Consider the following 22,688-nt stretch of genomic DNA (forward strand, 5'->3'; position numbering starts at 1 on the left):
GAACGGCGAACCAGCACATTCACACGGTCGCCTCGCCTGCTCGTCGCGCTGGACAGTCGTCGGGGATACCAACGAACGTCAACCCACACCAAGATGATCAAAAGGCAAATGTTCGGCCGAGCCCGGCTGCCGCTGCTACGAAACGGGTTCTGCTCACCGCGGCCGGACCCGAGGGCGCAGCCGCCACAAGATCATTAAGACAGGCGAAGGGACGCGCCGCTATCGTGCCGACCCATGTCGAAACGGCAACGGCGCCTGCCTGGCCAACCTCTCAGTGCCAGCGCCTACGTGCTCGAACGATCCTTCAACGGCTCCGCCGAGTGGGCCATCATGCTCGTCTACAACCAGCCCGAACACATTCAAAGCTGTCTTGATCAAATCTACGGCCCGACCGATGGCCCTCCACGGCCGATCGACATCGGCTTCGGCGCCAAGGAGACCGAATACCTCTGGGCGGTGCAACGCGGCCGACTCACCTGGGGCGTCGACATACACGACTTTCTGCAGATCACCTGCCCGGACGGCACGGTGCACACCATGGCGGCCCTGTGGCGAGCCTTCGACCATGGCCTGCATGACCAAGACAGCGACATAGCCGAGCTCAAACAGATCTACGACCGGAACATCACCATTGACGCCACCGGTCACGGCAGCATCCACGCTGCATTCATCTCGGTCGACTGGGAGGGCCTGAGCAGCGTTCTTCCCCATCTAGAAGAACCGCTGCTGCAGCACCGCCAGCAGCTACGCATCGAGCAGCCCGCCGTGCACCCAGCGCCAGAGGCCGCGGACGACACCTACCTGGAGATCTGCATCCAACCCCGTGATCTCTTGGATGAGGAGGAGGGCGAAGACATCGACGATGACTACTGCAAGATCTACTACGGCGTTCAGGAACTCATGCACGAGGCCTACGGCGTCCAGAACGTCGATCCTGGGGAGGGCTTCACCGACCCTGATCCAGCACCGGAATAGCCGGGAGTTCGTGGGGCCGGTGGCGGCGGGCGCTCAGGGCCTGGCCGCTGCAGCCGCACCGTGTTGTGGGTCGCGACTCACCGTCCAGCCGCTGTCCTGCGAGCCGACGCAGCGCGCGTGATGCCGACCGGTGTCCGCCCGCAACTACGGCGGGCTCGTGGCCTCGGGAGAGCACCGGCCGGCTGATGCTTCCTAGGCGCCGCGGCGCAGCGTGAACCAGAAGGTCGGCACCGAGTTGGTGCCCGGGGTGACGTCGAGCAGCTCCCAGCCGGAGAACCTGGCGCGGAGCTCGTCGGCTGTGACGCCCGCCGCCCACGACGTGACCTCGGGAACCGGATTGCCGAGCGGCTCGGGACCGTACCCGAACATCAGCAGCCGTGCTCCGGGAGCGGCGCGGTGGGTGAGCCCGGCGGCGTAGGAGTCGCGGCGGTGCAGCGGGACCCCGCAGTAGCAGCTCAGGTCGAAGAACAGGTCGAAGGGGCCCGGCACGTCCAGCTCGTCGAGACGGGTGACGTCCCCGTGCAGCAGCCGTACCTCCGCTCCCTCCGCCGCGGCCTTCTCCCTGGCCTGGTCGACGGCTCGGTCGATCAGGTCGACGCCCGTCACCTCCCAGCCGTGCCGTGCGAGGTAGACGGCGTTGGTCCCCGTGCCGCAGCCGAGTTCCAGGGCGCGGCCGGGCGGCAGCGCGCCGTGCCCCTCTACCAGGGCGACCAGCTCGGGCGGCGTCACGCCGGTGTCCCACGGTGGCTTGCCGGTGCGGTAGTAGCCCTCCAGCGCGCGGCGGACGGACTCCTCCTCAGGGTCTCGCTGCGTTGAGGCCAGGTCCGATTCCGGCCGCTGGGTGGCCTTGGGCTGGTCCATCGTCTCCTCCAAGTATCTAGAGTTGAACTCTAGTGATGTACTCTAGAGATATACTCGCAAAATGGACGAAGTCAAGCGGCCGGACAAGCGAGCCGAGCGCTCACGCCGCACCCGTGAGAAGGTCGTCGAGGCGGCTCGCGAGCTGTTCGCCGCGCAGGGTTACGGGGCGACGAGCCTGCAGGAGGTCGCGGACCGGGCGGGCGTCGCCGTCCAGACGGTCTACTTCGTCTTCGGCAACAAGCGCACGCTGTTCAAGGACGTCGTCGACACGTCCATCGCCGGCGACATCGAGCCGGTCGCCACCATGGATCGTGAGTGGTTCCGCGCCGCGTGCGCCGAGCCGACCGCAGCCGGGCAATTGCGCGCCCACGTCCACGGCACCTGCGAGATCCTGGGCCGGGTCGCCCCGATCATGCCGCTGATCGCGGCCGCCGCGGCCACCGATCCGCAGATCGCCGCGCAATGGCCCGACGACCCCGACCCGCGCTACACCGTGCAGCACGCCGCGGCCCAGGCGCTGGCCGGCAAGCCCGGAGCCCGCCCCGACGTCTCCGTCGAGACGGCCGCCGACGTACTGTTCGGGCTGCTCAGCCCGCAGCTGTACCTACTCTTCGTCCAGGACCGCAACTGGTCGCCGGAAGAGTGGGAAGAGTGGGCCTACGCCACTTTGACCGCCCAGCTCTGCACCGCCCCTGCGGCAGACCCGGGGCACCCGGAGAACCGCGGCTAACCGACTCGGGTAGCGCCGAGCGTGGGACCTAGACGAAAAGATCTTCCTTGACCGTCAAGGTCTCCTCCAGGAGCTTGGGGCGGCAGCAGGGAGTCTGGCCGCCAGGAATGCCGGAGGCGGAGGTTTAGTCGAAGAGGTCGTCAGCGGTGTCGGCGGTGGAGGCGCGCTGAACCCAGCGCTCGATCTGGTCGAGATCGGTGCAACCTTCGACCCGGCCGCGGACATCATCGGTGACGGCAATGCCACGGCTCTGCAGGACCAGCAAGAGCGCCCTGACCTCACCTTCTGTGTGGCCCTCCTCGCGGCCTTCTGTGTGGCCCTCCTCGCGGCCTTCGGCGCGGCCCTCCTCGCGGCCTTCGGCGCGGCCCTCCTCGCGGTGGCTCTTAGCGAAGTCCGACTCCCATTCGTAGCCTTTGACCGACATGGTCTCCTCCAGGAGCTTGCGGGCCGCGTCAGACAACCGCGACGTTACGTAGTCATAGTAGAGCTTGCGTGTGTCACCGGCCACCGAGTGAAGAGCGTCGGTCAGGCTGTCGAGGACGGCTCTGACCTCTGGTCCTTCCGCATGAACGGGGGCAGCGAGCACCGCGAGTTCGGGGAGCCGCCGCGCCTGCCCGGGGTCCACGATCGGTGGGAGCATGCCCGGGTGGACGGTCAGGGGATTGAGCACCCAGCCGGGGTGACCCATGTCGATCGGGGCGGCGCAACCGCGCGCGGTGACCTTGTCCGGGCAGAGGACGAGAAGCATCACGGGACATTTACGGCGCTGGCGCAGTGAGGCGAGGTAGGCCGGCCAACTGTAGGACTTCTGATCCCGTGGGCGTAGCTGCGACTCCACAACCACACCCAGCTTGGGGCGCTTGGGATCCCCGAGCAGGACGGTGGCGTCACACCTCAACTCGGCCGGGTTGACGTCGGCGTAGGACTCCGACGTCAACGTGGTCGACACAAGGTCGGGCACGTCGAGGCCGAAGACGCTGCGCAAGAGCTCGGGAACGAGCTGCGGCCGGTTGCGGACCATCTCAAGCGGCAGCTCGTGCTTGTTCGTGGGCACGAACTACAAACTAACAGTAATTGGATGACCACGTAGGGCTTACTTCGGTCGGACTGTCAGCGATGCGGGGCTCGTCTCCCGATGGGCGGCAGCGGGTCACAGGTCGCCTGCCCAGTCGAGGGCTTGATCGACGGAGCGGCGGGTGAGGCCGGTCGCGGGGCCGATGGGGATCAGCAGGGTGGGCTCGTCGTCGAGGAGTTCGGTGATCCACGTCCCGTGCCCTGGATTGATCCGGACGGGTTCTTCACCTGGGAAGAGAGCATGTTCGGCGAAGCCCGAGGGGCAGCGGGAGGAACCGAACGGGTTGAGCACTCCGTCGACGTCGAGGAGGAGCAGCGGACGGGTCATCCTGGTGATTCCCTCCCGAGACGAGCCCCCGTCCAATGAGGGCGGGGGCTCCTTCCGGGGGCTGGCAGGTCGGCTCAGGGAAGGTCGTGGGCGTTGGCCTTGATGTGGCTCGTGAACTCGCGCCAAGCTGCGTTGCCGAAGGTCAACTTCGGGCCGTCAGGGTTCTTGGAGTCCCGGACAGCGAAACCCGGCGCCGCACTCGCGACTTCAACACAGGCGCCACCCTCGTGGCCGCTACGGCTCGACTTACGCCAGTTCACGGCTGACAAATCAGGTTTGGTCATCCGTACTCCTCCATGATGCTCTTGATCAGGGTCCGTGATTCCTCGACCCGAAGCGCGTTACCTCGCAGTGAGTTGTACCTTACTGCGAAGCGCGCGACGATTCGCGGCTCCTGGAGGAGCATCCCCTGCCCCGCTATCTCGCCGTAGACGACGTCCGGCGCGTTGGAGAAGCTGAGAATGGTGAAGCCTCCTGTGAGGCCGGGGTAGTACCCCTCACTCAACGGCACGACGTCGATCGAGATATTGGAGCGTTCACCCAAGGCGAGGATGTGGGCGAGTTGCTCCCGCATGACCTCCGGGCCCGAGATCTCACGGCGTAGCGCCGCCTCATCGAGGGTGAACCACGCGTGCGGCGCATTCTCGCGAGTGAGGAGCTTCTGTCGTCCGAGGCGTTCTGCGACGAGCCGTTCGGCGGTGTCCGGGTCTTGGTCGTGGCCGACCACAGCACGGATGTAGTTCTCGGTCTGGAGGAGGCCGTAGATCAGCGTCAGTTCGAAGTTTCGTAGCTGGCTGGCTTCGGCCTCGCGCTCCTGGTACTCGGGGAAGCCTGGTGGGAGGACGGCCTGGTAACGGGTGTCGATGATGCGCTTCCACAGGCGGTGGAAGAGGCCGTTGGTCTTGAAGTAGGTGTCGAGGTTCTCGGCGAAGTCCCTGGACGGGATGCTCTTGGCCGCCTCGACCTGGCTGATCCACTGCGGGGTGTAGCCGAGGACCTCGGCGAGGCCAGTCCTGGTCAGTCCGGCCTGTGAGCGCCACTCCGCCATTTCGCAGGCGAATGTCTGAATTGCGGGGGCTTCATATGGTTCACTCCTCGATCCCATGGGAACTCCTTGTGAAACCCGTCGCCGGGTTTCGTTGATCTTTCGGGGGGTCGGCATTGATCCGTTCGACTTGCTGGCCGGGAACAATGCGCTGCTGTGATTCTTATAACACATATCCCGACAGCGAATCCGACCCTGGGGCCATCCGTGAAAGACACATCTTCGTTCGATAACCCGGCTCTCGATCGGCTCCGTGAGGACTTTCCCGGACACCACATTTGGCGGTCCCGGCGCTGGGACGGACATTTCGGGGAATACGTGGCCACGCTCATCGACCCGAGGGCCGGCGTGGACGCGACCGTGATGCGTCCCGACCCGGTCGAGCTCCGGGCCGAGCTGATGAGGGAGGCGTTCCGGGCGCGCGGTACCACTCGGAACCTCAGGTGACGGAGGTCGCGCCGTCTCCGCTGGACGGCCTTCGGGTGCGGCGTCGTCTGAACCGGTTGGCTCGTCGACTGCGACGGCGCGGCTGGAGCGTTCAGGGTCGCCGGGACGGTCGCCTGTCGCGGCTGCGCGTGTTCGATTCGCGGGTTCCGTGCATCGGGGAACACGTCGCGGCCGTCCGGGACGCCGACGGGTGGTGGTTCGTTTCGAGCACCGGAGAGCGGCTGGGGCTTTGCGACGATCCGGAGCGCGCGGCGGTCAGGCTCGCCGCTCTCCTCGTTCCATGGATCGTCCGCGCCCTCGGTGGGACTGCGCCCGTCCCTTCCGACGACGAGGAGTGCGCGTCCCAGGAAATTTCACAACGGAGCGGTGATCAGACCGGTTGAATCTTTGCGGTGTCCGCTAGGCCATTTGAATGCGTCGGGAGAACATTTCGGAGGGTGAGCGGTGACGCCACGTGGCATTCGACACGACCGTTCTCCCGACCGGCCGACGGTGACGCTCTGTCGCCGGTTCTGGTTCCGCGGTGCGACCCGGTGTGATCGACTTCACTCTTTACAGTGACCCCGGACGGGCGCTACGGAAGGTCACGCCAGCGTGATTTTCAGCATTTGAAGACCCTGCGGCCCGGGTGCCGCAGACCCCGCCGGCATGAGGGTGGCCGACTCCGCGTCGCTTGCCTTCGGGCCATGTTTTCGCAGGTCAGAGCTCTATCGAAATTGTTTCGGAGAGGCGGTCGCTCGACCAATGCGGAGGGTTTACACGAATCTCAGCATGACCGAGTCAGGCCATTCACCAGCTGTTCTCCTGCATTTCGGGTTGCGCCGCAACCGGTTATCACTACACTGCTGCCTCATCGTCCTCCTACGTCTCCCCGGGCTTCGCTAACTGCGAGCACACCCGCCTTGTCTGCCGCGTCGTGCGGCATCCCCCGCCATCGCTAGGTGTGAATCCCACCCGAGGGACATGAGGGTTCCCCGATCATGAGGAGAAACACAATGCGCTCAACCCGGCTGGCCGCGGCAGGAGTCGCCGCGGGGGCAATGGTGCTCGGGATGGCGGGCCCGGCACTCGCCGACGGCAAGGCCTCGGCTTCCCCCAACCCGTTCACGGCGGGCTCGAAGATCACCGTCACGGTGGAAGGCTGCGAGACCAAGCCGGTGCTCGCGCACCAGGGCACCATGGTCTTCAACGGGCTGGTGAAGTTCACCCAGAGCGGCACCACCTGGACCAGCGCCCCGGTCGCGACGTTCGACAGCAGGCACCTGAAGGCCGGCCAGAGCTACGACTACAAGGTCACCTGCTACGACCCGAACAACAAGAAGCTGACGCTGACGCTGCCGCTCACGGTCGCCAAGCCCGACGGCAACGACCCGACGCCGACGCCCACGACGCCGACGTTCAAGTTCGGGTACGACAAGGTGAAGCTGTCCACCACGCGCGTCGCCCCCGGCCAGAAGGTCACGTTCACGGTCAACTGCCCGACCGCGGTCACCGTTTCGGGTAACGGCTACACCAAGAACCCGCTGCCGGTGAAGAAGACGGGCGACGCCACCTGGACCGCCCAGGGCACGTACCGCAGCAACCCGCCGGACCCGACCACCGTCACGGTGGTCTGCAAGGACTTCGGGTCGGTGAAGTACAGCACCAGCCCGGAGAAGGGCACCGGCAACGGCACCGGCACCGGCATGAAGCCGAAGACGCCGAAGATCCCCACCGGCCCCATCAACACCGGTGACGGCAGCTCGCTGGGCACCGATGGCTCGCCGATGATGGCCGCCGCCTGGGGCGCGTTCATGTTCCTGGGCCTCGGCGCGGTCGCGCTGCGCCGCCGGACGGTCTCGGAGCGGTCGTAAGTTGCCTGACTTCTCAGCAACGGCCGCCGGTCGCCGCGCCATGGGCGTGGCGACCGGCGCGCTGCTCACCGGACTCCTGTTGAGCGGCTGCGGTGGCGATGACGGCAAGGTCACCTCGGAGGGCAGCCCTGCGGCGACCCCCTCCTCCGGCACCACCGCCGCGGCGGTGTCCGCGCCGCTCACCCATTCGCAGCCAACGAAGATCACCATCGAGAAGCTCGGCGTGTCGGCTCCCGTCGGCGAGATCGGGCTCCTGCCCAACGGGCGCGTAGAGGAACCGCCGCTGAGCAAGCCGAACCTCGTCGGCTGGTACAAGGAGGGCGTCACGCCGGGCGAAATCGGCCCGTCGGTCCTCCTGGGCCACGTCGACGCCAACGGCAAGCAGGCCGTGTTCTACCGCCTGAAGGAACTCAAGGCGGGAGACAAGATCCAGGTGGCGCGCAAGGACGGCACCACCGCCACGTTCGCCGTGCAGCAGATCCAGCGCGTCGACAAGAACGCCTTCCCGCACAAGAAGGTGTTCGGCGAGCAACTGGACCACGCGTCCCTTCGCCTGGTGACCTGCGGGGGAGCTTTCGACCCCAAGTCGGGCCACTACAAGGACAACGTGATCGTGTACGCCAAGCTGGCCGGTTCCTGACCAGCTGAACGCGACCGCCCGCCCGTCCACGGCTGTGGAGGGGCGGGCGGTCTCTTCTGTGGACGGCGGCCCGGCGGTGAGGCCCGTCCAGGAGCGGGGCTTCAGCGGCGGTAGAGGTTCAGCTTGTCCTCGCCGATGCGTTCGCGGAGGGCCGGGTCGTCCACGCCCTGGCCTTCGCCGGTGGCGCCGCACAGGACGGCGACCTTGCCGATGTGCTGGTTGGTCTGGACGGCGCGGGTCGCGGCGCCGGCCTCGTCCAGCGGGAACACCGCCGACAGCGTCGGGTGGATCATGCCGAGGCCGATGAGGCGGTTCACCTCGACGGCCTCGTGGTAGTTGAAGCCGTGCGAGCCGATGATGCTCTTGAGGCGCATCCAGAGGAACCGGTTGTCGTACTCGTGCTTGTAGCCCGTGGAGGAGCCGCAGGTGACGACCTTGCCGCCGCGCTTGGCGACGTAGACGGACGCGCCGAACGTCTCCCGGCCGAGGTACTCGAAGACGATGCCCGGGTCCTCGCCGACGAGGCGGCGGATCGCCTCGCCCAGCATCCGGCCGGCCTTGGGGTGGCGGAGGCCCTGCTCGCCGAGGTCCAGGTCGTTGCGGTTGATGACGTTCTCACAGCCCTGGGAGCGGACGATGTCGGCCTTCTCGTCGGACGACACGACCCCGACGGGAATGCCGCCGCCGTTCTTGACGAGCTGGGTCGCGTACGAGCCGAGGCCGCCGGTGGCGCCCCAGATCAGCACGACGTCGCCCTGCTTCATCCGGGCGCCGTGCGTCCCGACGAGCATCCGGTAGGCGGTGGCGGCGCAGAGGGTGTTGGAGCCCGCCTCCTCCCAGGTGAGGTGCGCGGGCTTGGGGATGAGCTGGTTCGCCTTGACGATGCAGTACTCGCCGAGCGAACCGAAGTTCGTCTCGAAGCCCCACGCGAGCTGCGTCTCGCTCATCATGCCGTCGTCGTAGGAGCCGTGGTCCTCCTCGTCCACATAGGACGGGGACAGGACGACCTTGTCCCCGACCTTCCAGCTCTTCACGCCGCTGCCGGTGCGGACGATGACGCCGGAGCCGTCGGAGCCGAGGATGTGGTAGGGCAGGTCGTGCCTGGCGCCGTACCAGCCCTGCCTGCCGAACTTCTCCAGGAACGCGAACGTGGGGATGGGCTCGAAGATCGCCGACCAGACGGTGTTGAAGTTGATCGCGGCGGACATCACCGCGACGACGCACTCGTCGGGCGCGAGTTCGGGCATGTCGACCTCGCCGACGTGCATGGAGCGGCGCACGTCCTTGTCGGCCTGGCCCTCGAAGATCCCGACCTCGTCCTTGCGGGTGAACGCGGCACGGAAACGGGTCGGCAGGTCGATGTCCTGCAGCTCGGGTCCGGTCGCGCCGGACCGTACGGCGTCGAGCAGGTCATGGGACTGGGCCATGGGGGTGTCCTCCGTGGAACGACGGGGTTCGGGGGGTGGGCCCTCAGCGGGCCTGGTTCGACGTGTCGGTCGGGGCAGCGTGCTCCCGCCGCCCTGCCAGCCGGCCCTCCAGGTGCGCGGCGAGAGCCTCCACACCGGGCGGGTCCAGCAGGTTGAGGTGGTGCACCCCGGGGACCGTGACGATCTCCAGGTCGGAGCAGAGCCCGCCGAACCCGTTGGTGCCGTCGAGCACGTAGCGGGCATCGCGGACGGCCCAGGGGGTTTCCTCGGGCGCGTAGTAGAGGATGACGCGGCCGTCGTACGGCCCCGGCTGGTACGCCTCCAGGGAGCGGGTGTCCTGGTGGGACGTGAGCTGGTGGGTGAGGGCCGCCGGGGGGATGTAGTCCACGAGCGGGGCCGCACGCTCCATGACCAGCGCGAACTGCGCCTCCTCGTCCAGCCCGGACAGTTCCTCGTAGGTGAGGGCGACGTCCAGGCCGTACGTTTCGTTGATGTAGTCGGCGAACGCGGAGAACCGGCGGGCGAGGGTGTCGGACTCGTCGTCCACGGCCAGCGGGAGGCCCGCGTCGAACAGCGCGACGAACTCGACGTCGCGTCCGGCGGCGGTGAGCTGCCGCGCCGTCTCGTAGGCGAGGACGCCGCCGAACGACCAGCCGCCGAGCCGGAACGCGCCGTCGGGCTGCGCCTCCAGGAGGTGCTGGACGTACCGGGCGGCGCGTTCCTCGACGGACGGCGCGTCCTCGAACCGCTCCAGGCCGTACACCGGCTGGTCGTCGCCGAGCAGGTCGATGAGCTGCCGGTAGCAGGCGGTGGTGCCGCCGGCGGGATGCGCGATGAAGATCGGGCGGCGGCCGCCGGACGCGTCACTGTGGGGGGACGACCCCCCACGCCCCCCGCAACGGCCCGGTGTCAGCGGCCGGACGGTCTGCCGCGCGGCCTCCTCGTCGGCGGCGCGGATGAACTCGGCGACGTTCTCCGCCGTCGGCACTTCGAACAGCTCACCGCGGGTGACCTCGCCGCCCAGTTCGGTCGCGACCTTGGCGACGACCTGGTCGGCCTGGTCGTCTCGGCCTCCGAGTTCGGCGAAGAAGTCGGCCGTGACGCTGACGCGGTCGACGCCCAGGACGTCCTCGAAGATGCGGACGGCGAGGCGTTCGGCGGCGTCGCGCGGCATGACGTATCCGGCTTCGGCGTTGGAGACGGCGGCGGCCGGGGCGGGGGCCGGGGCGTCCGACAGGCCCAGTTCGCCGGCCGCCCACTCCTCGAAGACGTTGACGCTCGCGCCCTGCAGCAGCACCGACGCGGGGACGGTCAGCCCCAGGTCGTGTTCGACTCCGCTCTTGATCCGGACGGCGACGAGGGAGTCGAGTCCGAGGTCGGTGAGCGGGACGGCCGGGTCGAGGCGCTGCGGGTCGAAGCCGAGAACGGCCGCGATCCGGTGCTTCACCTGCGTGGCGATCATCTGGCGGGCGGTGGCGGGGTCGACGTCCTTGAGCGCCTCGACGCCGGGCCAGTCGCCCGCGTCGCCCGCGCCGGCGTCGTCGGCCGCCTCCGTCAGCGCGGCGAAGTACGGCATGTTGCGGATCTCGGGGAACAGCCCGACCGCCGTGGCGGGGTCGAAACGCAGCACACCCGTCGCCGGCATGTCGTGGACGAGCAGCGCCTCCAGCGCCTCCGCGCCCTCCGCCGGGCTGATCGGATCGATGACGGTGACCGCCATTCCGGCCGCCCCGCCGACCTGTGACCAGGTGCCCCAGTTGATGGTGGTTCCTGGGCGTCCGCCTGCCCGCCGGTACGCCATCAGCGCGTCGATCGCGGCGTTCGCGGCGGCATAGGCGGCCTGGCCGGGCGAGCCGAGCAGCGCCGCGGCCGACGAGTGCATGACGAGCCAGTCGAGGTCGAGGTCCCAGGCGGCCTCGCTGAGCCGCCGCGCACCCTCGACCTTCGCCGTCCACACCCTGTGGAGATCGTCGGCGCCGAGGTCGGCGATCAGCCGGTCGTCGATGGCCCCGGCGCCGTGCACGATGCCGCGCAGCCGGGCGCCGCCCTCCTGGGCGACCCTGATGAGCCGTTCGGCCATGCCCGGCTTGGCGATGTCGCCGAGGACGACGCCGACGTCCACGCCGTCCTCGCGCAGGCGGGCGATCACCTTCTCGGCGTCGGCGTCGGGGCCGCTCCGCCCGGACAGCACGATGCGTCCGGCGCCGCGTTCGGCCAGCAGCCGCGCGGTGACGAGCCCGATCCCGCCGTAACCGCCGGTGATCACGTAGGCGCCGCCGCGCCGGACGACCCGCTTCGGCTTGGCCGCCGCCTCCGGCAGCCGCGCCTGCGCGAGGCGCGCCACATGGCGTACGCCGCCGCGCCAGGCGACCTCCCGCGCGTCGTCGTCGCCGAGAAGCTCCGCGACCAGATCGGCGGGACGGTCGACGTCCACATGCGTGGCCCGCTGGACGGTCCGCTCGAACGCCAGCACGCGGGTGAGCGCGCTGATGAAGGCGTGGCCGGGTTCGCCCGGCTCCCCGTCCTTCACGGGGAGCGCCCTGTGCGTCGCGACGTAGAGCCGCGGGCCGTCCGGGAGCGCACGGCTCACACCGGCGACGGTGAGGACCAGGTCTTCGTCCACCAGATCCGCGGACGGGACGAGAACGACGCCGTCGACCGGGTCGTCCATCGCCGGATGCTCGTCGGGCGGGCGGTTCGTCAGCCGGTGCCGGACGACCCGGCGCCCGCGTCCCTCCAGGCCGGCGACGGCCGCGGACGCGAGCGCGTCCTGCTCGTCGGAGAGCACCAGCCAGGTGCCCCCGCCGCCGTCGGCCTCGTCGCCGCCGGTCTCGGCGGGTGCCCGGCCCGTGTCCGGCGCGGGGGTGTCGAGTTCGGACGTGTCCGTACCGGGCAGCGGGGCCTCGTCCCAGACGAGTTCGACGAGCTTGGCGGCCACCGGGACGGGCACGTCATGGCGTTCGACGCGGCGCAGCACGATGCCGGTGGCCTCGGCGAGGACCTGGCCGTCCGCCGCGAGCAGCAGGACCGAACCCGTGATGCCCTCGTCGTCGTGGGACACCGCGGCCCGGACATGCCCGCCGCGATGCGTCGGCCCGTGCACGCGCAGGCTGCCGATGGTCTCGGCCAGCCACGTCCCCTCGGCGAGGGCGGCCGCCTCGTCCGACAGGACGGACAGGCAGCGGCCGAACACCTCGGGGTGCAGCCGGTAGTGGCGGCTGCCGCGCTCGGCCCCCGCGACCTCGGTGGCGGCGCCGGGCTCGGACGCCGCCGGGGGGCGGTGGTCCTCGCCGACGTCGGCGCTGGCCAGCCGCGTCCATGTCCCGGCGGGCGTCAGCGTGTGGATCTCCACCCGCTGCTCGGCCTCCGTGAACGTCGTCGTCACGGTCGTGTGGTCGGCGAGCGCGAGCGGCCGCTCGATCCACAGGCTGTTGACGCGGACGTCGTCGGTGCCGAGCGCCGTCGCACCGGCGGCGAGCGCCATCTCCGCGAACGCCGCCGCCGGAAGCGTCGGCAGGCCGTGGACGGCCGCCCCTCCGAGCCACGGCTGCGCGGCGAGGCCCACATCGGCGCGCCAGGCGTGCCGTTCCTCGCCGGGCATCTCCACGTGCGCCCCGAGCAGGGGGTGCTCGTCCCGTCCGCCGGACGCGCGCGCCGACAGGTCGACCCAGTGCCGCTCGTGCCGCCACGGCGACTGCGGGACGTCGATGATCCGCCCGTCCGCGGGCGCGGCGACCGCGTGGCCGTACGCGGCCAGGGTGGCGAGCTGCGCGTGGAAGGTCAGGGTGTCGTCGGTCTCCTGACCCTTGGGCGCCCGTTTGAGCGTGTGGGTGACGAGCGCGCCCGTCCCCTCAAGGGTCTCCCCGACCGCGTGCGCGAGGATGGGGTGCGCGTTGACCTCGACGAACGTCCGGAACCCGTCGTCGGCGGCCGCCGCCACGGCGTCCGTGAGCCGGACGGGGTTGCGCAGGTTCGCCGCCCAGTGGGAGACCCCGAGCCCGTCCTCACGCTCGATGAGGGCGCGGGGGTCGTCCAGGGCCGCCGTGTAGAGCTTGATGCCTTCGGCGAGGGGCGTGCCGCGTTCGGCGCCCACCTCGGCGAGGAGTTCGCGCAGCTCGGGGAGCAGCGGGTCGACCTGGGGCGAATGTCCGGCGCCCTCGGCCTGGACCATCCGGGCGAGCCGGCCCTCGGCCTCCGCGCGCTCGACGATCTCGGCGACCTGGCCGGCGTCGCCGGTGACGACGGTCTGCTTCGGGGACGAGTGCACGGCCGCGTACACCTCGGGCAGTCCCTCACCCAGGCGCGCGACCTCGTCGGCGGACGCGCCGAGGACGGCCATCGCGCCGCCGCCGACGAGCCGCGTCAGCAGGCGGGACCGGCGGCAGATGACGCGGACGCCGTCCTCCAGCGTGATCGCGCCGGCGACGACCGCCGCAGCGACCTCGCCCATCGAGTGGCCGATGACCGCGCCGGGCGTGACGCCGTACGACTTCCACATCCGGGCCAGGCCGATCTGGATCCCGAACAGCAGCGGCATCGTGACGACCGGGCCGTCCGGCTTCTCGCCCGCTTCGAGCAGCGACCACAGTTCCGGGCCGCCCTCCTCGGCGAACAGGCCGTCCAGGTCGTCGATGGCCTCGGCGAACGCGGGCTCCTCCTCCAGGAGCCGCTGGGCCATGCCCGCGCGTTGCGCGCCGTACCCGGAGAACACCCACACGGGACGGCCCGGAGCGCCGAACGCGGTGCCGTTCACCACTCCGGGGTGGGGCCGGCCCTCCGCGAGAGCGGTCAGCCCGTCGATGAGCCCGGCGCGGTCCCGGGCGGCGACGGCGGCGCGGGCTCGTCCACGGCCACGGCGCCGGTGCAGGGTCCGCGCGACGTCGGGGAGTTTGGCGTCCCGGTCCGGGAGCCACTCGGCGAGGGCGGCCGCGTGGTCGCGTATGCGGTCGTCGCTGGTGTCGGACAGCGGGAACGTCCGGACGACGGCCGGCTGGACGGTCGCCTCCTGCGCGGGGGCCTCTTCCAGAAGGACGTGTGCGTTCGTCCCGCCGAAGCCGAACCCGGACACGCCGGCACGCGCGGGGTGACTCCGCTCAGGCCACGGCGTCTCTTCCGCGACGACCGCGAGGCGCAGTTCGTCGAACGGGATGTGCGGGTTGGGTTCCTTGTAGTGCGCGCTAGGCGGGATGACCCGGTGATGAAGCGCGAGAACGGTCTTGATGAGCCCGGCTATGCCCGCCGCCGACTCCATGTGCCCGAGGTTGGACTTCGCGGAGCCGAGCAGGAGGGGCGCATCCGGTTCACGTCCGGCGCCGAGGACGTCACCGACCGCCTTCGCTTCGATCGGGTCGCCGAGGAACGTGCCCGTCCCGTGGGCTTCGACGTAGTCGACCTCACGCGTGTCGATGCCCGCGCTCGCGTACACGTCGCGGAGCAGGGCGCGCTGCGCGTCGGAGTTCGGAGCGACGAGGCCGTTGGACCGTCCGTCGGAGTTGACGCCGGAGCCCTTCACGACCGCGAGGATCCGGTCGCCGTCCCGCACCGCGTCCGACAGCCGCTTCATGACGACGGCGCCGCAGCCCTCGGCGCGGACCATGCCGTCGGCGGACGCGTCGAACGCCTTGCAGTGCCCGTCGGACGCCGTCCCGCCCGCGAGGTCGAACGTCATCGTGACGGTCGGCGACAGCAGGAGGTTCACGCCGCCGGCGAGCGCCACGTCGGCCTCGCCGCTGCGGAGCGCCTGCACGGCGAGGTGGGTGGAGACCAGCGACGACGAGCACGCCGTGTCGACGATCATGCTGGGGCCGCGCAGGTCCAGCAGGTACGACAGCCGGTTCGCGATGATGCTGAGCGCGGCGCCGGTCGCCGTGAACGGTTCGAGGGACACCAGGTCGGACGCGGTGAACGCCGCGTACTCGGGTGCGGACACGCCGACGAACACGCCGGTCCGGCTGCCGCGCAGCGACGCCGGCCCGATGCCCGCGTGCTCGAACGCCTCCCAGGCGACCTCCAGGACGAGGCGCTGCTGGGGGTCCATCACCGCCGCCTCGCGCGGGGTGATGCCGAAGAACTGCGCGTCGAACCCGGCGATGTCGCCGAGGAAACCGCCGAGCCGGGTCGTCTTGGCGAGCAGGTCTCCGACCTCGGGGGAACCGTCGTCGAACGGGTCCCAGCGGCCGTCGGGCACCTCGCGGATCGCGTCGCCCCGGCCGGTCAGGAACCGCCAGTAGTCTTCGGGTCCGGTGAGGTCGCGTTCCCCGCCGGGGAAGCGGCAGCCGATGCCGACGACGGCGATCGGCTCGTCGTTCGCGGCCTCCCGCACGGCGGCCGGTGCGGGTTCCGGACGCGTCGTCTCGGCGGCACCGCCCGCGAGCGCCAGGGAGAGCTTGTTGATCGTCGGATGTTCCCAGACGAGGGTGGCGGGGAGGGACCGTCCCAGCATCTGCTCGAGCTCGCCCGCGATCGCGACGGCGTCCCGGGACGCCAGCCCGAACTCTTCAAGCGGCCGGTCGGGGTCGATTTCGGTGACGGTGATCCGGGAGCGACGCGCGATCTGCTCGATCAGGTGCCGGCGGATCGAATCCTCACTGATCCGAGTCTCGTCCTGCGCGTTGTGCTGCGCGGCTCCGGAACGATCATTGCTCTGCATGCGGTGGGTTCCCCCCAAAACCGGGATCGTTCAGCGAAGCGGAGGAACCCACTTTGTCCTACGATGACGAACTCACGATGCGCACCCAGACCACTTTTCTCATCAGCTACTTGTCACGGTGATGACAAGACTCGGGAGTAACCATTGTGGCCTGATGGGATAGTTGAGGCGCCTTGGCCACAGTCAGGGTGGAGTAACGACCTGCCAACCAATAGTAACAATAGCGACGAGCGCTTTAGGGGGAAGCGGCGGATTCCTGACTGTGGGGATTTCACGCCGTACGCACAGTGACCCGGGGCCGGTACCGATGGGCGCTGGCGGTCGTGGCCGTCAGCGCGTTCATGACCACCATGGACAACACGGTGGTCTTCACGGCGCTGCCCACGATCATGGCCGACCTCGACATGTCGTCATCGGCCAAGGACTGGGTCGCCACCGGCTACATCCTGATGTTCTCCTGCCTGATGATCATGGGCGGGAGGCTCGCCGACGTCTACGGCTGCCGCGTCACGTTCACCTCCGGCATGGTCGTCTTCACCGCCGCGTCGGCCGTCTGCGGGCTCGCGCAGAGCTCCGACGTGCTCATCCTCGCCCGCATCGTGCAGGGCGCCGGGGCCGCGCTCGTGCTGCCCGCCACGCAGGTGATGGTGACCGTCGGACGCACCGACAAGCAGCGCTCCATCGGCAACATCGCCTTCATCGGCGCCGCGTCCAGCGCGACCGCGCTCGGCCCCACCATCGGCGGCATCATCGTCCAGCACTGGCACTGGGGCTGGATCTTCCTGATCAACATCCTGCCCGGCATCTTGGTGATCATCCTCGGGCTGTTCGTCCTCACCTCCCACGGCGACAACAAGCACGCCCGCATCGACCTGCCCGGCGTGCTGATCTCCGCGACGATGCTGTTCGCGTTCATCTACGGGCTGGAGTCCGGCAACAGGTACGGCTGGTCCAACCCGTCGGTGCTCAGCGTCTTCGCCCTCGGCGCGATCGCTCTGGTCTGCTTCGTCCTGGTGGAGAGCTGGGCCCCCGACCCGATGATCGACCTGCGGTTCTTCCGCAACCGCGTCTTCAGCGGCGGGCTGATGTCGCAGATGCTCTACGGCATCGGCTTCAACGGCATGATGTTCTACTCGCAGCCGTTCCTGCAGCGATTCCTCGGTTTCTCGCCCCCCGAGGCGGGCCTCGTCATGCTGCCCCCCGCCATCGCGATCATGGTGCTGACCCCGGTGGCGTTCCTGCTCGCGGCCAAGGTCGGCCCGCGGCCGGCGATCGGCGCCGGCATGGTCCTGATGGGCCTCGGGATGTTCCTGTTCTCCACGCTGCGGACCGGCGACGGCTACGCCGACCTGATGCCCGGCGTCATGCTCGTCGGCGTCGGAGCCGCCCTGGGCATGCCGCTGGTGATGTACGTGCTGAAGGCCGTCCCCGAGCGGCGGGCGGGTGTGGCCAGCGGCGTCATCAACGTCATCCGCGAGGCGTCCGGCGCCTTCGGCATCGCCATCATCGGCCTGCTCATCCACACCATCCCCGACGAGCGCGCGAGCGCCGCCGAACTGGAGACGTTCCGCGACGGCACCTCGTCCGGCCTCGTCCTCGGCGCCGGCCTCGTCCTCATCGGCGGCATGATCAGCGCCCTCACCCTCCCCAGCCGGCGCGGGTGGCTCGGCCCCAAGCACGGCAAGCAGCCCCCCGTCATCACCGAGCCCGGCCCCCGCGAGACCCACCCCGGCCCCCGCGAGACCCACCCCGACCCCATCCCGGTGACCCCTCTGGGTGCCCCCGTCGACCTGGCCGTCGTCAGCGCATCCCTGCCCACCGCCCACGTTCCGCTCCCAACCGCCTGGGAGGACGAACCCATGCCGGACGACCGCGTCTCCACCCCCGGCCCCCACTGGTGGACCGACACCGACGACGACGCCGACACCGAGACCAAGCCCAGCGACGACACGTTCAGCTGGCAGAAGGACATCGGCCCGCCGACTCCCTGGCCGGCGCCTCCCTCCGACCCCCCGCCCGCTCCGGCGAACGCCTGGGACGACTGGCCCGCCGCGGCCGGCGCCGCGCCCCCCGGCGAGGGCGCACAGGGCGTCACCGTCCCCGTGACCCCGCCCCCACGCGTGACGGGTACCCGGAAGGACACCCCGGCACGGCCCGCCGACGAACCGGGGACGCTGCCCGCGACCGCTGAGGGCACCCCCGCCGGGGACACCGGTGCGCCGCAGAGCGACTCCCAGCCGGTGGCGGGCACCGGTGAGCGCCCGAGCGAGGGCGTCAGGACGCTTCGTGTGACCGCCCGGCCCGTCGCGGTCGACGAAGCCGGCGCGCCGGGTGCGTCGCCGGTGGACGAGGTCGTGGGCGGCGAAGGTGCGGCCGGGCTCTCCGCGGAGGAGGACGGTGAGCGGCCGACGCCTCCGGACGGGTGGTACGAGCCTTATCTCCCGGAGGAGACCCCGGTGGACGAGCCCAAGATCGAGCCGCGTGGCGACGCCTGGTAGCGACGCCTGGTAGGAGGACAGCGTGAGCAGAATCGTGATCTTCGCGGCGGGGTCGCGGGGGGACATCCAGCCGTGTGTGGCGCTGGGACGGGTGCTGCGCCGACGGGGGGACGAGGTGCGGCTGGTGGCGAGTGCGCGGTACTCGCCGATGGTCGTCGCCGCGGGGCTGGAACTCGCGCCGCTGACCGCGGATCCGACGGAGATCCTCGAATCGGATGCCGGTCAGGAGTTGCTGGCGGGCGGGCGCAACCCGGTGAAGTTCCTCGGCGGTTTCCGGCGGATACTGGGGCCGATGGCCGAGAGACTATTGGCGGAGTGTTTGGACGCCTGTAAGGGCGCCGACCTGATATTGGGCCCCACTCTCGGTTTTCTCCCCCAGCATATCGGCGAGCATCTCGGTATTCCTTGGGCGCTGATTCATTTTCAACCCAGCCGGGCTACGGGTGCGTTCCCGCATCCGTTCGTCCCGCAGGCGCGGATGTTCGGGCCGTGGGCGAACCGGGCGAGTTTCCGGGCGGTCGACCAGATCGCGTGGCAGTTGTCGCGGCCGTTCATCAACCCGTGGCGGGACGAGGCGCTGGGGTTGCCGCGGCTGCCGGTGCGGGGCAGACGGGCGGACGGCGGGACGGTGCTGGCGTGTTTCAGCCCCGTCGTGGTTCCGCGGCCGAAGGACTGGCCGTCCAATGTGAACCTCACCGGGTACTGGTTCCTCGACGAGCCCGATTGGGAGCCTCCGGCGGAGCTCGCGGAGTTTCTGGCGGCGGGCCCCGCACCGGTGTACGCCGGGTTCGGGAGCATGGTGCCGAAGGACTCCGAAATGACCGGAATGGTGGTACGGACGGCGTTGAAGCTCGCCGGAGTGCGGGGCATCGTGCAGGGCGATCCGGACACTTCGGATGATCAGGTTCTCGCCGTCCGGGACGTCCCGCACTCGTGGCTGTTCCCGCGAATGGCCGCGGTGGTGCATCACGGCGGTGCGGGAACGACCGCGGCGGGCCTGCGGGCGGGTGTGCCGACCGTGGTGTGCCCGTTCTTCGGCGACCAGCCCTACTGGGGGGAGCGCGTCGCGTCGCTGGGGGCGGGGCCGGTTCCGCTGCCGTTCCGCGCGCTGACGGTGCCCCGGCTCGCGTCGAAGATCCGGCGTGCCGTCCGGGACCAGGGGATGGCGGACCAGGCGGGTGAGCTGGGCCGGCGGATCCGCGACGAGGACGGTGTCGGGCAGGCCCGGGAGATCATCGACTCGCTCCTCCGGTGAGATCAGGCGTCGTCCTGTACCTCGCCCCAATGCCATCCGCTGCCGTCCGGGTTGGGGACGATCGCCCGCTTGGTTCGGGGAGTGTGCGGAGGCGCCGGTTGCGGCGGGCCGTCCGCCCAGGGGGTCCACGGCTCCTCGGCCGGCCTGTATCCGCCGTTCTCCTGGCGTGACGCCGCCTCCGAACCGGGGGGCGTCTGGAAGACCAGCCTCGGTGGCTCCTGCGCGGCGGGTGGTGTGACGAGCCTGAAGGCGTCGTTCGCGTCCACCTGCTGGGGCGGCGGCGTGTGCGCCCGCGGGGCGGCTGACGGCTCGGGACGCGCGGCAGGCGGCATCGGAGGCGCGGCGGGCGGCCTTTGCGGCGCAGCGGGCGGCCTTTGCGGCGCGGGCCCGCGACCGGGCCTCCTGGGACGTCCGGCGGGCGGTGCGGCGGCCCTCGGGGCTGCGGGGGCGGCCGTGGGGTGAGCGGCACGGCGGGCCGGGGCGGGGCCGGCCTCCTCCCAGTGGAGGGCGTACGGGAAGGGCTGCTCGTCCGGCAGGCGGGGCGGGACGGCGGGGCCGGCCGCGGCGAGGGGGCTGCTGCGTTCGCGCAGGTCCATGCGGGCGTGCAGGCCGGCGAGGAAGCCCGGCAACCACCAGTTGGCGGCGCCCATGAACCGCATCGTGGCCGGGACGAGGAGGGAGCGGACGAGCATGGCGTCCACGACGACGGCGACGAACATGCCGACGCCGATGAGTTTGACGACGGTGATGCCGGCCGTGCTGAACGCGCCGATGACGACGAGGAAGAGCAGGGCGGCGCTGGTGATGATGCTGCCGGTGTGCTGCATGCCGCGCGCGACCGCGGCGCGGTTGTCGTGGGAGAGGTCCCATTCCTCGCGGATGCGGCTGAGCAGGAAGACCTCGTAGTCCATGGACAGGCCGAACACGACCGCGAGGATGAGGATCATGCTCGTCGCCTCGACGCCGCCCGTGGGGGTGAAGTTGAGCACGCCGGCGAGGTGGCCGTACTGGAAACCCCAGACGATCGCGCCGAAGGACGCTCCGATCGACAGGACGTTCATGACGATGGCCTTCAGCGGCAGCACGATGGAGCCGAAGAACATGAACAGCAGGATGAACGTGGCGATCCCGACGACCATCGCCATCTTGGGCAGCGTTTCCATCAGGCTCGACATCAGGTCCATCTGCGCCGCCGTGCTGCCGCCGACGTCGATGTGCATCGGGTGGCCGTCCTTGGACAGCGTCATATCCCGGATCTTCGTGACGAGGTCCTGGGCCTCCTGGTCCATCGGCTCGTACTTGTGCGTGACGGAGATGCGCACGCCGCCGTACGTGCCGGAGTAGCCGGTGAACTGGGCGTCCGACACGCCCGGCAGCGCCCCCAGTTCCTTTCTGAACTCGTCCAGGTAGGGCGGGATGGGGTCGTTGTCGTCGGGCTTCCAGTTGCGCGGGATGAGGTCCCCGGAGACGACGACGTCGATGGGTTCGGCGGATCCGTTGGGGAAGTCCCGCTTGACGGTCTCCACCACGGCGCGGGTGGGGCTGTCCTCGGGCAGGACGCGGGCGTCCACGCTGCCGAACTGCACGTTCATGAACGGCACGAACATCACGCCCAGGATGACGAGCACGACCGTGAAGTACGGCAGCGGATGCTTCATCACGCTGTGGCCGAGGCGGTACCAGAAGCCGCTGTTGGGGTCCCGCTGCGCGCGCTTGGACGTGGGACGCCGCCATGGCATCCGGCCGAACTCGACGCGCGGGCCCAGGAGCGCGAGGAGCGTCGGCAGCAGGACGGTCGCACCGAAGACGGCGACCATGACGGTGGCGATGCCCGCGAGCCCGATCGTCCGGAGGAACATCTGCGGGAAGAGCAGAAGCCCCGCGAGGGCGGCCGACACGGTGATGCCGCTGACCACGATGGTGCGGCCGGCGGTGGCCATGGTCGCGGACAGCGCGCCCTGCCTGACCGGACGCATCGCCGTTCTGTGCGCCTTCCTCGCGGACCTGCGAGATCTCCTGTCGCGTTCTCGTTTCCACGGTTTGCCCGCCGCGATCCCCTGCGCGGCCATGTCGCGTGCCAGCTCTTCACGGAAACGGCTGATGATGAACAGCGAGTAGTCGATCGCCAGGCCGACGCCCATCATCGTGACGACTTCCAGGGCGAAGGACGTCACGTCGGTGGTGTAGGTGACCACGTGCAGGACGGCCAGTCCGCCGATCATCGAGAACATGGCGACGATGAGCGGCAGGAACGAGGCGGTGAGCGCACCGAACAGGACGATGAGCAACAGGAACAGGGGCAGCGCGGTCATGAGCTCGGCGCGCACGATGTCGGCGACGACCTGTTCGCCGAACTCCTCGCCCAGGGGGATGGCGCCGCCGTACTGGACCTCCAGCCCGGGCGCGACGAGCTGCTCCTTGATGGCGTGGTAGTTCTCCATCATCGTCGCGCCGTCGTCGCCCTGCAGTTTCACGGCGACGAACGTCGAGCGCCGGTCGTGGGACGCGAACGAGTTCGCGGCCTTACCGTCGAACGACCAGTACGAGATGATCTCTTCGACGTTGGCCTTGGGCAGCCGCGCGATCGTGGTGACCACGCTCGTCTGGTAGCGCGGGTCGTCCACCGTCATGGTGTCGCTGCTGTAGAGGACGAGGACGTCGGGGTTGGTGCTGCCGAAGTAGGTGGCGCCCAGCTTGGCGACCAGGGTCGAGGACGCGTCCGGGTCCTCGAAGCCGCCCTCCTTGAACTTGGAGAGCACACCGAGGCCCCAGCCCCCGGCGAGGATCGTCGTGACCAGGATCAGGACAAGGCTGGTCCAGCGTCGCCGGTGGATGAGACGCCCCAGCCCCGAAAGCATGATCCTCCTGTTTCGTCACGGCCGCCGGGGAACTGCGTCGCCCGGCGG

Annotated in this window: 15 protein-coding genes; 7 read left to right on the forward strand and 8 right to left on the reverse strand. The window is 69.8% G+C overall.

Annotated features, from left to right (window positions below):
- The first annotated feature begins 234 nt into the window (after window positions 1–234).
- On the forward strand, window positions 235–975 hold the full coding sequence (locus ACGFIS_RS12415) for a hypothetical protein (RefSeq protein WP_392909430.1): 741 nt from the start codon (window positions 235–237) through the stop codon (window positions 973–975).
- A gap of 192 nt (window positions 976–1,167) precedes the next feature.
- On the opposite strand, the gene ACGFIS_RS12420 is transcribed toward ACGFIS_RS12415, so the two are convergent.
- Window positions 1,168–1,836 carry a class I SAM-dependent methyltransferase gene (locus tag ACGFIS_RS12420; RefSeq protein WP_392909432.1) on the reverse strand — a complete coding sequence of 223 codons (669 nt, stop codon included), beginning with the start codon at window positions 1,834–1,836 and terminating at the stop codon, window positions 1,168–1,170.
- A gap of 61 nt (window positions 1,837–1,897) precedes the next feature.
- Between ACGFIS_RS12420 and ACGFIS_RS12425 the strand changes: the two genes are divergently transcribed.
- Entirely contained in the window at window positions 1,898–2,566 is a 669-nt protein-coding gene (locus ACGFIS_RS12425; RefSeq protein ID WP_392909434.1) for a TetR/AcrR family transcriptional regulator, read from the forward strand.
- A 124-nt stretch (window positions 2,567–2,690) separates the two neighbouring features.
- On the opposite strand, the gene ACGFIS_RS12430 is transcribed toward ACGFIS_RS12425, so the two are convergent.
- From ACGFIS_RS12430 to ACGFIS_RS12445, 4 genes are all read right to left on the reverse strand, one after another.
- The gene (locus ACGFIS_RS12430; protein WP_392970601.1) at window positions 2,691–3,620 is read right to left on the reverse strand and encodes a hypothetical protein; all 930 of its coding nucleotides are present in this window, start codon (window positions 3,618–3,620) and stop codon (window positions 2,691–2,693) included.
- A 96-nt stretch (window positions 3,621–3,716) separates the two neighbouring features.
- Complete coding sequence (locus ACGFIS_RS12435; RefSeq protein WP_392970604.1) at window positions 3,717–3,968, reverse strand: hypothetical protein; 252 nt, start codon at window positions 3,966–3,968, stop codon at window positions 3,717–3,719.
- A gap of 74 nt (window positions 3,969–4,042) precedes the next feature.
- Window positions 4,043–4,252 carry a DUF397 domain-containing protein gene (locus ACGFIS_RS12440; protein ID WP_392909441.1) on the reverse strand — a complete coding sequence of 70 codons (210 nt, stop codon included), beginning with the start codon at window positions 4,250–4,252 and terminating at the stop codon, window positions 4,043–4,045.
- Complete coding sequence (locus ACGFIS_RS12445) at window positions 4,249–5,016, reverse strand: helix-turn-helix domain-containing protein (protein WP_392909443.1); 768 nt, start codon at window positions 5,014–5,016, stop codon at window positions 4,249–4,251. Before ACGFIS_RS12445 ends, ACGFIS_RS12440 begins: the two co-directional genes overlap by 4 nt.
- Window positions 5,017–5,331: 315 nt before the next feature.
- Between ACGFIS_RS12445 and ACGFIS_RS12450 the strand changes: the two genes are divergently transcribed.
- The 3 genes from ACGFIS_RS12450 (at window position 5,332) to ACGFIS_RS12460 (ending at window position 7,953) form a co-directional block, all read left to right on the forward strand.
- The gene (locus ACGFIS_RS12450) at window positions 5,332–5,460 is read left to right on the forward strand and encodes a hypothetical protein (RefSeq protein ID WP_392909446.1); all 129 of its coding nucleotides are present in this window, start codon (window positions 5,332–5,334) and stop codon (window positions 5,458–5,460) included.
- A 995-nt stretch (window positions 5,461–6,455) separates the two neighbouring features.
- Complete coding sequence (locus ACGFIS_RS12455; RefSeq protein ID WP_392909448.1) at window positions 6,456–7,313, forward strand: hypothetical protein; 858 nt, start codon at window positions 6,456–6,458, stop codon at window positions 7,311–7,313.
- A 40-nt stretch (window positions 7,314–7,353) separates the two neighbouring features.
- Entirely contained in the window at window positions 7,354–7,953 is a 600-nt protein-coding gene (locus tag ACGFIS_RS12460; RefSeq protein ID WP_392909450.1) for a class F sortase, read from the forward strand.
- A 101-nt stretch (window positions 7,954–8,054) separates the two neighbouring features.
- Here ACGFIS_RS12460 and ccrA read toward each other — a convergent pair whose 3' ends face one another.
- Window positions 8,055–9,380, reverse strand: a complete 1,326-nt coding sequence (gene ccrA / locus ACGFIS_RS12465; RefSeq protein ID WP_392909453.1) for a crotonyl-CoA carboxylase/reductase — start codon at window positions 9,378–9,380, stop codon at window positions 8,055–8,057.
- Between the two features lie 43 nt (window positions 9,381–9,423).
- The gene (locus tag ACGFIS_RS12470) at window positions 9,424–16,029 is read right to left on the reverse strand and encodes an SDR family NAD(P)-dependent oxidoreductase (RefSeq protein ID WP_392970607.1); all 6,606 of its coding nucleotides are present in this window, start codon (window positions 16,027–16,029) and stop codon (window positions 9,424–9,426) included.
- A 287-nt stretch (window positions 16,030–16,316) separates the two neighbouring features.
- Between ACGFIS_RS12470 and ACGFIS_RS12475 the strand changes: the two genes are divergently transcribed.
- The gene (locus ACGFIS_RS12475) at window positions 16,317–18,527 is read left to right on the forward strand and encodes a DHA2 family efflux MFS transporter permease subunit (protein WP_392909458.1); all 2,211 of its coding nucleotides are present in this window, start codon (window positions 16,317–16,319) and stop codon (window positions 18,525–18,527) included.
- Between the two features lie 22 nt (window positions 18,528–18,549).
- Window positions 18,550–19,782: a glycosyltransferase gene (locus ACGFIS_RS12480; protein ID WP_392909460.1), complete on the forward strand. Its 1,233-nt coding sequence runs from the start codon at window positions 18,550–18,552 to the stop codon at window positions 19,780–19,782.
- Between the two features lie 2 nt (window positions 19,783–19,784).
- Here the strand turns inward: ACGFIS_RS12480 and ACGFIS_RS12485 are convergent, their stop codons facing one another.
- A complete protein-coding gene (locus ACGFIS_RS12485; protein ID WP_392909462.1) occupies window positions 19,785–22,640 on the reverse strand; it encodes an MMPL family transporter in 2,856 nt (951 codons plus the stop codon).
- Window positions 22,641–22,688: the final 48 nt, after the last annotated feature.

Origin of the sequence: Spirillospora sp. NPDC048824, from assembly GCF_043198455.1 — a bacterium.
In the GTDB taxonomy this organism is placed as follows: domain Bacteria; phylum Actinomycetota; class Actinomycetes; order Streptosporangiales; family Streptosporangiaceae; genus Spirillospora.